At 32.8% G+C, this 12,599-nt stretch carries 13 protein-coding genes; 11 read left to right on the top strand and 2 right to left on the bottom strand.

Going from position 1 to position 12,599, the window contains the following annotated elements; translation table 11 throughout:
* Positions 1 to 137: 137 nt before the first annotated feature.
* The 5 genes from BLT84_RS09555 (at position 138) to BLT84_RS09535 (ending at position 4,119) form a co-directional block, all read left to right on the top strand.
* Complete coding sequence (locus BLT84_RS09555) at positions 138 to 1,418, top strand: Glu/Leu/Phe/Val family dehydrogenase (protein WP_091264981.1); 1,281 nt, start codon at positions 138 to 140, stop codon at positions 1,416 to 1,418.
* A 13-nt stretch (positions 1,419 to 1,431) separates the two neighbouring features.
* Complete coding sequence (locus BLT84_RS09550; protein WP_231929279.1) at positions 1,432 to 1,881, top strand: GreA/GreB family elongation factor; 450 nt, start codon at positions 1,432 to 1,434, stop codon at positions 1,879 to 1,881.
* On the top strand, positions 1,853 to 2,275 hold the full coding sequence (locus BLT84_RS09545; protein WP_034890868.1) for a hypothetical protein: 423 nt from the start codon (positions 1,853 to 1,855) through the stop codon (positions 2,273 to 2,275). Before BLT84_RS09550 ends, BLT84_RS09545 begins: the two co-directional genes overlap by 29 nt.
* A gap of 112 nt (positions 2,276 to 2,387) precedes the next feature.
* Positions 2,388 to 2,603 (top strand): hypothetical protein, encoded by a 216-nt coding sequence (locus BLT84_RS09540; protein ID WP_091264977.1) that lies wholly within the window; start codon positions 2,388 to 2,390, stop codon positions 2,601 to 2,603.
* A gap of 415 nt (positions 2,604 to 3,018) precedes the next feature.
* On the top strand, positions 3,019 to 4,119 hold the full coding sequence (locus tag BLT84_RS09535; protein ID WP_091264974.1) for a mechanosensitive ion channel family protein: 1,101 nt from the start codon (positions 3,019 to 3,021) through the stop codon (positions 4,117 to 4,119).
* Between the two features lie 10 nt (positions 4,120 to 4,129).
* On the opposite strand, the gene BLT84_RS09530 is transcribed toward BLT84_RS09535, so the two are convergent.
* Complete coding sequence (locus tag BLT84_RS09530; protein ID WP_034890859.1) at positions 4,130 to 4,837, bottom strand: TVP38/TMEM64 family protein; 708 nt, start codon at positions 4,835 to 4,837, stop codon at positions 4,130 to 4,132.
* A gap of 114 nt (positions 4,838 to 4,951) precedes the next feature.
* On the opposite strand from BLT84_RS09530, the gene BLT84_RS16315 reads away from it, so the two are divergent.
* Complete coding sequence (locus BLT84_RS16315; RefSeq protein ID WP_262490130.1) at positions 4,952 to 5,080, top strand: hypothetical protein; 129 nt, start codon at positions 4,952 to 4,954, stop codon at positions 5,078 to 5,080.
* A 214-nt stretch (positions 5,081 to 5,294) separates the two neighbouring features.
* Here BLT84_RS16315 and BLT84_RS09525 read toward each other — a convergent pair whose 3' ends face one another.
* Positions 5,295 to 6,410: a DUF2914 domain-containing protein gene (locus BLT84_RS09525; RefSeq protein ID WP_091264970.1), complete on the bottom strand. Its 1,116-nt coding sequence runs from the start codon at positions 6,408 to 6,410 to the stop codon at positions 5,295 to 5,297.
* An 811-nt stretch (positions 6,411 to 7,221) separates the two neighbouring features.
* On the opposite strand from BLT84_RS09525, the gene BLT84_RS09520 reads away from it, so the two are divergent.
* The 5 genes from BLT84_RS09520 (at position 7,222) to BLT84_RS09500 (ending at position 12,562) form a co-directional block, all read left to right on the top strand.
* A complete protein-coding gene (locus tag BLT84_RS09520; RefSeq protein WP_091264967.1) occupies positions 7,222 to 8,892 on the top strand; it encodes a UvrD-helicase domain-containing protein in 1,671 nt (556 codons plus the stop codon).
* Between the two features lie 257 nt (positions 8,893 to 9,149).
* Complete coding sequence (locus BLT84_RS09515) at positions 9,150 to 9,404, top strand: hypothetical protein (RefSeq protein ID WP_197676591.1); 255 nt, start codon at positions 9,150 to 9,152, stop codon at positions 9,402 to 9,404.
* Positions 9,405 to 9,408: 4 nt separating this feature from the next.
* The gene (locus BLT84_RS09510) at positions 9,409 to 9,987 is read left to right on the top strand and encodes an ATP-binding protein (RefSeq protein ID WP_091264960.1); all 579 of its coding nucleotides are present in this window, start codon (positions 9,409 to 9,411) and stop codon (positions 9,985 to 9,987) included.
* A gap of 9 nt (positions 9,988 to 9,996) precedes the next feature.
* A complete protein-coding gene (locus tag BLT84_RS09505; protein ID WP_091264959.1) occupies positions 9,997 to 11,328 on the top strand; it encodes a hypothetical protein in 1,332 nt (443 codons plus the stop codon).
* Between the two features lie 253 nt (positions 11,329 to 11,581).
* Complete coding sequence (locus tag BLT84_RS09500; protein ID WP_091264957.1) at positions 11,582 to 12,562, top strand: HNH endonuclease; 981 nt, start codon at positions 11,582 to 11,584, stop codon at positions 12,560 to 12,562.
* The last annotated feature ends 37 nt before the right edge of the window (positions 12,563 to 12,599 follow it).

Genomic DNA, 12,599 nt, shown 5'->3' with positions numbered 1-12,599 from the left:
TCCTCACCCAAAGAGCAACCTCTAAATGGCTTTACGCAAGAGATGATCAAGGGTTTATGCTTTAACTGCGACCATCAGAAATCCTGTACTTGGAAAGAGCACAGAAAATTAGTTTGTGAACACTTTGAATAAATAAAATGATAGATACTAAAACACCAAATAAACAGTCCATGTATGATACTGTAATGAGTCAGTTTAACAAAACGGCAGACATTATAGATCTTAATCCTAATATCAGAAAGATTCTGGGAATTACCAATAACGAAATTATTGTTCATTTTCCTGTTAAAATGGACAATGGGAACGTAGAAGTTTTTACCGGATATCGGGTACAACACAATAATGCATTAGGACCATATAAAGGAGGTTTGCGTTATCATGATACTGTAGATATAGACGCTGCAAAAGCTCTTGCGATGTGGATGACCTGGAAAACTTCTCTAGCAGGGCTTCCATTTGGAGGTGCAAAAGGGGGAATTAAGATAGATCCTAGAAAATTCTCAGATTCTGAGTTAGAGCGTATCACCAGACGATTTACTTATGCTCTGGGAGAGAATATTGGGCCGGAACATGATATTCCTGCTCCAGATGTAAATACCAATCCGCAGACCATGGCGTGGATCGTAGATACCTATATGTCTACCATATCTTCTTCAGAACGCTCACACAACCAACACGTAGTAACCGGGAAACCTGTAGGCGCGGGAGGCCTTGAAGGTAGAGATAGAGCTACTGGTTTTGGCGTGTACCTTTCAATAAAATTACTACTTCAAACACAGGGATTAGCATTACACAATAAAACTTTTATAGTACAAGGTTATGGAAATGTTGGTTATTGGGCCTCACATTTTCTAACTAAAGATGGAGCCAGACTTATTGCTGTTCAGGATGCTCATGCCACTCTTTATAACGAAAATGGAATAGATGCAGAGGCTCTTTCGCAACATTGTGAACCTAGAAAAGGTTCTATAGCAGGTTTTGAGGGAGCTCGGGAAATAGATGCAGAAAATTTCTTCGGATTAGATTGTGACATCGTAATTCCGGCTGCATTAGGAAATCAAATTACTGCTGAAAATGCCTATAAGATAAAAGCTACTATCATAGCAGAAGGTGCAAATGGACCTACAGATAAAGATGGGGAGCAAATACTGCTTGAAAATGGGAAGATCATAATTCCGGATATCTTCTGTAATTCTGGGGGTGTAATTGGAAGTTATTTTGAATGGTTGCAAAACAGAAATGGAGAAATGTGGCAGTTGGAAGAAGTGATGGAAAAAATAGAAAAGAAGATCACTCAGAATTTCCATAAGATCCATTCTGAAGTATTAAAGCAACAAACAGACTGGAGAACAGCTGCCTTTATACTGGCGATCTCCAGAGTTGAAACAGCCTATAAACAAAGAGGAATCTTTCCTTAATAAATAAATAAAAATGTCTAATAACATGAAATACGGAGCATTGATAATAGAGCGAAGTGAGTTTGATATTTTAAAAGAACTCTTGGCACTATCTAGACATTACAAAGATGAGATTTACAAGGCATCTGTTTCTAAATTACAGGAACAGATGCTAACTGCAAAGATCCTAAAGTCTGATAAGATCCCTGAAGACAATATAAGATTAAACTCTACTGTCACCATAAAATCTGAGTTTGATGTAGAAAGAACCTATAAGATAGTTACACCAGATAATGCAGATCTAAGAGATCAAAAAGTCTCCATATTAGCACCATTAGGTCTAGCCCTATTTGGACATGCCGAAGGAGATGAAATTAGGTGGAAGTTTCCTGTGGGTGAGCGCATCATTAAAATTGTAAAGGTTATTCAACAACCTATTTTAAAAAATAAAAGATATGATAAACAATATTCAGGAGCATCATAACGAGGAAGAGGTTCATAAACTTAACATGGAGAATGATGTTAGTAAATGGCGAAGTGAGCTGGAATTTTTGGAGCAAGAAATTAACTTTTATCTCCTATTACTAGCATCATCGTTAATTGAAAGAACAAGATCAAATCACATAGATGCCAAGTACTTAGTAAAGCAATTCCATGAACTAAAAGATCTAAATAACTTTCATTATAAGACCTGCATTCAGTTTCAAAATAAATTACAGGGAATTGAAGAATGTGACGATGTACAATGTGATAATGCGTATTTAAACTCATTTCTGATCTTTAAAAATAAACTAGATACCCATTTTGAGGTAGTTAGAACTATCAAAAGATCTGCATTTCAGTATCTCCAGAATGGAATAGAAGCATATGAGAATTAACAGCTCACCGCAATAAACAGAAGAATAATAATCCGCAAGAAATGATAGTAGTAGTTTGAAGTTAAGAACTGTGTAGATAAAAGATTTTATTAATTCTAGAAACTAGTTAATTATGAAAACCATCACCAAAACCCTCATTTTTATATTGTTAGCAGTAATAATTAGATCCATCTATATTCATGATGAACTCTATTCCAGGATCTTTCTGGAAAATTATTGGGTAGCATTTTATATCATTGGTTTTTTGGTAATATTGATCGTTCTCATGAATTTACTAGAACCATTAAGAAAGAATAGCAATAATGATGAATGGGATGTAGACCTTTAATTCTTAACTACCTATTACCAAATTATAAATAATACCGGATAGCCACCTTAAACTTTAGAGGTTGCTATCCGGTATTTCTTTGTTCATTAGTTTGCTAAACCATGTTAAGATTTAAGAACACAACTATCCAATAAATTCAGAATTTAAAATAACAGAACAAATTCATCAGAATTATAACTATTCTCAACACATACACCTCTCCCTATAACTACTTCCATGAGATCTGCTAGATATTGATACCTTTGCAACAATAATGTCGCCTAGAAATCTAAAGTAGAATTTGATGCGAAATGTTTAATTTAGAGTTCATCAATATTTGATCTAATATGATTAAAGAACTTACATTGTTCAATTTTGCTAGTTTACCCTTAGTGCTAATTAGATTGGTAAATTTCAATCCTCAAGAATTATAGAAATGATAGAGCTTTTTGAAACATATAGACGACAAATAATTTATGCCGTTACTGTAGTTATAAGCGTTATAGTATTACACTTTGTAACCAATTTTATTCATAAGTGGTTAGTAAAGAAAGAACAGGAAAAATTTCCGGAAGAAAGAGCCACTCCATTAAATCTAGTAAAGCAGGTGCTAAATGCATTATGGCTGGTTTTAGGACTTATTGCACTTAGCTTTCTGTTTGTAGAAGAAGAGAAATATGCAGTTCTCACCAAAAACTTCAATATAGTGCTCTACCTTGGTTTTTTGGCAGTGATCACCATTGTGGCTGCTTCAAGCACTAATTTATGGTTCAGGAAAAGTATCAGAAAGAAGATCGCAAATCAAAATGATCCTACCAGTTTTAAATTTTTGCGGTATATCGCAGTTTTCGGTGTCTATTTTGTGGGAATATTATTTGGCCTTTTGGCATATCCATCGTTAAAGGGAGTTGCTCAAACCGCCTTAGGAGGTGCAGGTGTAATTGCACTAATTGCAGGGGTTGCTTCTCAGGAAGCACTGGCAAATTTGGTTGGAGGTGTCTTTATAATTTCATTTAAACCTTTTAAGATTGGAGATACCATTAAGATCACAGATAGTATGGTTGGAATAGTGATAGATATAACTTTGAGGCATACCATCATTAGAAATTTTGAAAATAAGATGATAGTGATCCCAAATTCCATAATAAATAAAGAAAAACTGGTTAATTATGACCTGGGTGAACTTAAATGCTGTGAACATGTAGAAATAGGAATATCGTACGATAGCAATATTGTTCTTGCCAAGAAAATTATGCAGGAAGAATGTGAAGCGCATCCACTAATTTTAGACAATCGAACTGAATGGGAAAAGAATGATGATGCGAAACCTATGGTAAAAACCGCTGTAATTAGAATGAATGATTCTTCAATAACTGTAAGAGCCTGGGCCTGGAGTAAAAGTTTTGGTGATTCTTTTCAGCTAAAGTGCGATGTTTTAGAGAGTATTAAAAATCGTTTTGATAGTGAAGGAATAGAGATTCCATTTCCTTACAGAACGGTGGTGATAAAAGATACTTCAAAAAAGCAACCTAGCTAATCTCACTATTTTATTTATCTCTAATTTTTTTATCCCAGTAAACATATCCACCAAAGATAACAAGACTTACTATAGAGCCCCATAGCAATCCGCTCTCTAACGTAGCGGTGCTTTTTCCTATGATAGCAATAAAGATGGTAAGCGGAATGATACCTACAATGGTAGCACCTATAAATTTCCAATATCCCATTTTTAAGATGCCGGCTACAAAACTTATGGCATCATTAGAAAGAAATGGATTTATACGAGTAACTATTATTGCCCAAAATCCATAATCATCCAGAAAACTAGCGATCTTCTTTTCAGATTTATGCCCTATTAATCGTTCTACGATCATAGGACCAAAATATCTTCCTATCCAATAACCAATGGAAGAAGCGGTAAATATGGCCAATAAAACAATTAAACTACCCCAAATTGGCCCATACGCTAATATGGAAACTACCATCAAGGCCACAGAAGGAATAATGATAAGAAACATTTGAGCTACCATGCTCACCACTAGCATTAAAGGTCCGAACCATCCAAAATCTCCTACCCATTTCCTTATCCTTTCATTATCGTTGCTGGTGAGTACGCTCCATGCTTCATTTAAGAATTGATTAACTGCGGGGATTAAGAAGTAAGAAGCTACTAATAATACCAAGATCCCAAGAGAAACGTACAGTGGAGCTTTGCTCTTTTTTACAGAATTATTTTTTAAAGAAGATGTATCCATGAAATAAGCTTTTGTAGATCTTATGTATTCTTAATTAACCTTAGTTATGATCTTAGCTTTATTCAGATGAAAATTATAGAGAAGTAAAACGCTAAGACCTCAAAAAGATCATTTTTGCTAAAATTAGTAATTCTGATGCGTTTTGTGAAACTGGAAATTAAACAATTAGTAGAAAGACATTATTTTAGATCTGAAATTGGAAATATCACTTACAAGAATATTAATGACAATCCTCTTCCTTAATAAACCAACATAAGTTAGTTCTTCCTATTTCCAGGTTTAATTTATCTCCATTAACTCGTTTATTTTGCCAGTCCCAACACTCGTGTATTTTTTTAGCAAATGGATGAAAGGATGGGATGATAATTCGTTCTCTAAAGGATATAAAAGAACTAGTTTAAAAGATTTTCAATAATGATAGTATACGTATATCTCTATTAGAAGTTGGAAAAAGTTTTTAAAATGATCTCTTTACCATCCCTTCTTTATACGGTTCAGAAGTGTTTTTAATCACAAAATCCACAACACCCAGAACCAGTTCCTCTTCTGTAATTACATCCACTTTCCATTGACCTTCTTTAAGATTGCTTTTATAAGTATATCCACGGAAACCTCGATCACGCCCACCGGCAACTTCAAAGCCAAGGTCATCTGTAACTTCCCAATCCCCGGTATTGGGATTAAACCATTTCCATCTATGAAAAATAGACTTTTTTAAATCTGTAGGTGCAAAAACAGAAGTGAACACATAAACTCTTTGATTTTCCTGACGATGAAAATTGATATTATGTTTTCGCCAAAATACAAACCATTCATCCTTCTCGTAAGTAACAATGTATTCATTATTAATTTTCTGCACATCATGAGCCACCAACCCGGTATCTAGCGCTAGCGGCACTGGTGGAATAAGATTGAAATAGTAAAAAACATTAATTGTGATATATATAGAAAAGATAATTCCCATCAGTTTTTTTAGACTTATCTCAGCTCTTGTGCTTGGGCTTGACTTGTAAATAAACCTGATGAGTGCTAGCGTAGACCACAAACTAACAAGCCCGGAAATGATAAAGATAAAGGTATTCATTTGCCTTATGAGCGTAGGGATCATAAAGGTGAAAAAGGTGAAACTTATAAAAAAATAAACACTAAACTGAAGGTATTTATTGGAGATCTTCTTTTTAAGAAACTCGTTTGCAAATAGGAGCAGCACCAGCAGTATGAAAAAAAACATAGTTTTTGACATGGACACACTTCTAAAAAAATAGATAACAAAAGCACTTGAAAGTGCGCCAAAGAAGAACTGTATAGCAAGCGGAAAATATTCTGAATAACGTCTTATAAAAGTGCCTTCCCACTTATCATTATTCACTGTATTATATAAATAAAGCGTTATGGATACTAAGGTCATATGCGAGCAAAGTACAACTGTATCATAAACACGATCTATTCGACCTAAGGTCAACGTATCAAAAATAAATCCACCTATAAAAAAAAGAATGGGAGCGTACTTTTGATTGCGAGTAATATACGTTCCAAAAGTACTTTTTCTATATCTTACTAAAGCTCTTTTCATATTGTATTAAGTAGCGGCAAATTTAGCGTAAAAACTTCATCCAGATATTTGCTTTGACTTTAGTACCAGAGAACTTTTTAAAAAAAGCGGAAAGGCAAAGCGACGCAAATTCTCAATGGAATTTCTTTTGTAGATAAGGACCATAATATGAGATCTGAATTTCCAATAAAATACTGGGAAGATCCTTCAAAAATAACATAAAGATCTATAAGTTTGTTACCATTGGAAAATTTGCCAGACCATCCAATTTCAGAATCCGAATTAAATTCGCTTGACTTTTATAGTGCTATTGATTAAATGTTTTTTTGCGGCTATTATTGGCTTAAATGCGAACCCTATTTTTATTAAGACAATATTTGCTGCCTAGACTAAGGCGTTGCAAAAGAGTTAGAATTAGCTGCCTATAGACTTAATCGGAAAAGGAATTTAGATAGTGGGAATGTGGATTATGTATAGAGGAAATAGATCATGCTTTTTTTGTTTATGTACCTATAAGAGTTAGTGGATTAAAAAAAATAATAATTCCTTCCAAACTTAGTTCTTTTATAAAATTATATTTGATTTAAAATCTGATACTTATCCACTAAAACCTGTTGTTTCTTGGCAATTGTTGATAAATCTCCCAATTCAACAAAGAAAACCCTCAATTTCTTTAAAGAAATATGCTAAGTTTGAGATTGAAAATTCTTAGTGCCCCTACCCTATTAGAATTCAACTCATTTTTATGTGATTAATGGTTTTTATCCCAATTAATTTTGGGATGAAAGTATGAGTGTTTTATGATATAACTAGCTGGCACCAATTTTAAATAATGAAATTCACAGAAGAACAAAAAAAGGTTTTTAATTTCGTAAAATTTGATTCAAACCATGGGATTATTGATGCTGTTGCTGGATCGGGAAAGACAACTACAATAATTGAAAGTGCTAGCCTTATAAATCCGAAAAATAATATTCTTTTTTGTGCTTTTAACAGAAGTATCAGGAAAGAAATTCAAAATAAATTCATAGAAAAACAATTAGATAGAATTGTTGTAAAAACAATGCATGCACTTGGATATGACATTCTAAAGTCTAACTCTAAATTAAAATATAATCTAGATAATAAGAAGTTTAATAAGATTATTGATGAAGTTATTAAAGTCAATCCCGAAAATCTAATCAATTCTTTATTAAAGATCAATCAGATTGACCCAGCTCCGACAGATAAAACTGAAAAAGAACAACTAAAAAAATATCTGTATTTTATTAAAAATGTATTATTAGATATAATTAATAAATATCGGTTAACTCTGACAAAAGATTCCTTTGAAGAATTTAAAAATGTAATAATTCACTTCAATATTTTTGGAGAATTCAAAACCTCTTCGAAAACATTTGATAAGGAACTTCAATGCTATTATGAGATAAATAAATACATATTAAATAAAGGTATTGAATTTGCAACAAGGCAAAGTCTAATTGACTATACGGATATGCTCTATCTTCCATATTTATGGAAATTATATCCAGTAAGAAAATTTGACTTATTATTTGTGGATGAATGCCAAGATCTCTCAAATTCTCAAATTGCAGTAGCGTTAAAGTATGTTAAAAAAGATGGAAGAATATTATCTGTAGGTGACCCATTTCAATCAATTTATGGATTTGCCGGAGCTGATATTGAATCATATAACAGATTAAAAGGAATTCCTAATACCGTAAGGTTAAGTTTATCGAAATGTTTTAGGTGTCCCAATGATGTTATCGAGCTAGCACAAAACTTTAGAGAAGACATCTACCCTTATCAAGACAAAATCGGAATTATAGAAAAAATTGATTTTGAGGAGGTAGTTGAAAAAGTAAAAAAAGGCAACCTAATAATATCGAGATTAAAAACTCCTCTTCTAGATCTGTTATTTGTTCTACTAAATAAAGAAATTAAGGTAGAAGTTCATGAGGATGATGTAAAAGATATTCTAAATAGTATTAGATTTCTATTTTCAAAAGAAGAATTACGTCAAGAAAATATTGAACCAATATTAGAAGACGCTAGAGGTAGAAATATATATTTTATAGAGAAAAATTCAAAAGATATTGATGATCTAGAAGATAGAGAAATTTATGTAGTTAGAGAAATTGAATTACTAGATGCAAAGTTAGATTTGGTGAAAAAACAACTCTCAAGACATATTGAAGTTGATAATATCAATGAACTACTAAAAAAAATTGAGAATCTCATTTCAAGCAGTGAAGATGCAGTTAAGTTATCAACCATCCATCGGGCAAAAGGACTGGAGAATGAAACTATCTTTATATTAGATTTTGATCTGTTGCCATTGTACCGTGATGACCAGAAAGAATGGGAACGTATGCAAGAAAGAAATTTAAAATATGTTGCTTTGACCAGGACCAAAAAGATTCTGTACTTAGTAAATTCAAGGAAATTTGAACTAGAAAGTAACAGCTCATCACTATTCGACGAAATAGATTGGATAGAATAAAACTGGAGCAAACAACGGTTATCACAAATAACGGATTTTATCGAAAATGTGTAATATAGTAACATAAGTAAGAAAATTCACAAACCGACAAGTTTGAATCCCTACTCCACACTATTTGCCTTAACCAAGATCGTTTTGAAAGCTAAGAATATTTTATTACCAATTATCAATATTTAAATGCTCATTATCTATTTATTCTTTAAATTGATCAACTGTAGAGCATTATGTCTGAATAAATAAATTTTAAAGTACTATATTTGAAAAATGTAGTACTAATATATTTTATTTTGGGCGAAAAAAAAGAACAAAAATTTAAAAGAATAGCGGAAAATAGAGTTAATAAAATTATCAAACTTATTCGCTTACTTGGCAACCTATCTAATAAAAGGAATTATAAATATGATTCTAAGGAAATAGATAAAATTTTTTATGCGTTACAACAGGAATTAAAGAGTACAAAGCAAAGATTTACTACTGAATCTGATAAAGAAGACAAACCTTTTAAATTATAATACTATGAAATCGAATTTACACATTTCAAAAATGGGTGTTGGAGGGGTACAATATCTTATTGAAAGAGCTTATCGTGAAGGAAGTGAAATGCAATTTGTAAGAGAGTTCTATAAAAATGCAGTAGAAGCTGGTGCAAAAAGTATTGAATTTCAACCAGAGTGGCAAGGTGTGGAAAGACATGGTGTTTATAGGTTGATGGTTGCAGATAATGGTAAAGGAATGAATGCAGAACAGATAGAAGCGTTTTTAAACACTTTTGGGGGTGGTGGAAAACCAATTGGTGATGCTCATGAAAATTATGGCATTGGTGCAAAAACATCAACTCTTCCATGGAACCAAAAAGGCCTAGTTGTCTTATCATGGACGGAAAATGATCCAGATGGAGTAATGTTATGGCTGTGTCAGGATCCACAATCTGGTGAATATGGTGCTCGACAGTTTAAAACACTAGAAGGTGAATATAATAGTGTTGTTGAACCATTTAACGATGAAGAATTTGGAATAGACTGGCGTAAAATAAAACCTGAATGGATTATATCTCATGGGACAGTAATAATATGTTTAGGTAAAACTGGGAATTAAGATACATTTATGCGAAAAACAAGTGATGAATCTTTTATATTGAAAGGAATATCATCATATTTAAATAAAAGAGTTTGGGAAATACCTGAAAATGTAAATTTTTATGTACAAGAGTTAAGATCTCAGAAGAAAGAAAATTTACCTAAATCAATTGGCGAAGCTTCGATAGGAAAACAACCTACTGATGGATCAGTTGATTATAGATATAACAGAAGAAAAGTAAAAGGTGCTAAATATCATTTAGTATTTGAAGATTATAAAAACGGTAAAATAAAATCAAATGGAATAGTCAATCTTAAAGATGGAACTAGTCTATTTTGGTATCTATGGGAAGGTGAAAGACCAAATATTTCTGCCATGGCGCTTGGTAAAGGATATATCGCAGCTTTGTACGATAACGAACTATATGATGTCAAGACACATCATTCAACCTTCCGAAGCTTTGGAATCTCTTCGAATAAAGTTCGAGAAAACTTAACCATTATTGCAAAACCACCAGTATTAAATAAAAATTTTGGTGTTTACCCAGATACAGCAAGAAACGCCCTTAAAATAATGGGTAGTAAAAGAGCTGGAGAGCCTTTGCCTTGGGCTGAATGGGGTGAAGAATTTTCAAATAACTTACCAAATGAAATTATTGAAGCGTTGAAGAAATCAATAAATTCCACATCAGGAACTATCGAAGATTCGAAGTGGAGACAAAAATTATCGGAAAGATTTAGTAGACGTTGGAATCAAAAAATATTTAAAATATCCGATGATGGAAAAGATAATATTTCAAAAACCCAAACTTTAAATCTTTTTAAACCTTCTGATGATGACCCAAATAGTAGTACTAAAACAAAAAAAAATACGGCTTTAAACGTACCTAAAGCAAAAAACACTAATTCAGGCTCATTTGATTCAGGTAAAAACAAGGCTAATCCATCGAATGCACCACGAGGTATTCCCGATTACCGATGGGTAAGAGAGGAAGATGTAGAAGAAGGAACAGCAGCAGCATGGTTAAAGCCAAGTGCTCAGGAACCAAATGGAACTGTTCTCCTAAACAGTAATTTTCAAGTATTTGAAGAAGTTGTAAAGTATTGGCAAGACAAATATCCAGATCATTTTGAAGAAAAAGTACAATCCACAATACAGGATGTATACGGACAGGCAATGGTCGCTAGAATCGCACATTCCGAGTCTTTAACAAGAGATAAAAATTGGGGACGAAAGAGAGTTGATGAAGAATTACGATCTACATCTTCATTAACTATGGCAATTCTTGGATTAATAACCGAAGATCATATTATAGCAAATAAACTTGGAGCCTTATTAAGTAAGCGACAAGTCATCTAATACTTTATTCCGTTAAAGGAACTTTTCAAAACATCGGTTAAGCGCAAATAGCGGGCTATCATGTGAAAAGTACTATTTTAGAAACCAAGTAACAAAAACAAAGCTGAAAACAACGTACCCCTAATACACGCTACTTCCCTTAACCAAGACCGTTGTACCAAATACTGACCCGTCCTGAATAAAGGCTACATAATTCTAAACAGTTATATAAAAAGTAATCTGATATTAAAGCTGAACTTATTTCTATTACAATATGGACGAAAAATTAATCTCAAAATATATTACCAACTTCTATAACTTAAACAGAGGAACAAGTCGTGGGATGGGGAAAGCACCTCATAAACTCATCTTATTATTGAGTATTATAAGTCTTATTAAAAAGCAAGAGATATTAAATAATAAGATTTTTATAACATCTGCTCTTGTATTAGAATTTCGGAATATCTGGAAAAAGCTAGTTAGAACTGAACATACCGAAAACTTTGCCCTGCCTTACTTCCATATGCGCTCGGAACCTTTTTGGTATCTTGTCGAAAAACCTGACGGCCGTATAAGTATCACCAAGTCAAAAAGCATAAAAAGTTTTAAAAACTTAAAGGAAAATGTGGCATTTGCTGAAATTGATAATGACCTATTTTATCTTTTAACTCAGCCATATTCCAGGAGCATTCTAGAGACAGCTCTTCTATCCAAATATTTTCCGCAGAATTATAAAGATTTTTTGGAATACAATGTCAATCTCGAAGAATCACAAATAGAATATGAAATACAGAATACTGATAGCAAAGAATACCGTGAGAAGTTAATGGCTTTAAAGAATACTATGAAACAAGAGCAATTTGAGGAGGAGATATTTGTTCGTGGCGGTTTATTCAAAAAGACGGTTCCGAAAATTTATAATTTCACCTGCGCTATTTCTGGAATGAATATTACTTCTACACATAATGTGCAGATGGTTGATGCCTGTCATATATACCCATTTAGCCTATCTCATGATGATACCATTACTAACGGAATAGCCCTCGCTCCAAATCTTCATCGGGCTTTTGACAGAGGGTTAATCACTGTTAATAGTGATTATATTGTCCGGGTTTCCCCTTCGGTTTCTGAAAATGAGTCCTCCTTTTCATTATCTCAATTTGAAGGCACTCAGATTTCCTTACCTAAAAAATTAGCTTGGTATCCTTCTATAGAATATCTCAACTGGCATAATAAAGAAGTATATTTATTATAAAAGATAATTATCTATAAAAATGAAAATTTTCAAAAGT

Source organism: Gillisia sp. Hel1_33_143 (genome assembly GCF_900104765.1).
GTDB lineage: Bacteria > Bacteroidota > Bacteroidia > Flavobacteriales > Flavobacteriaceae > Gillisia.
The sequence above is the reverse complement of the archived record's forward strand: the minus strand, read 5'-3'. Positions and strand labels throughout refer to the sequence as shown.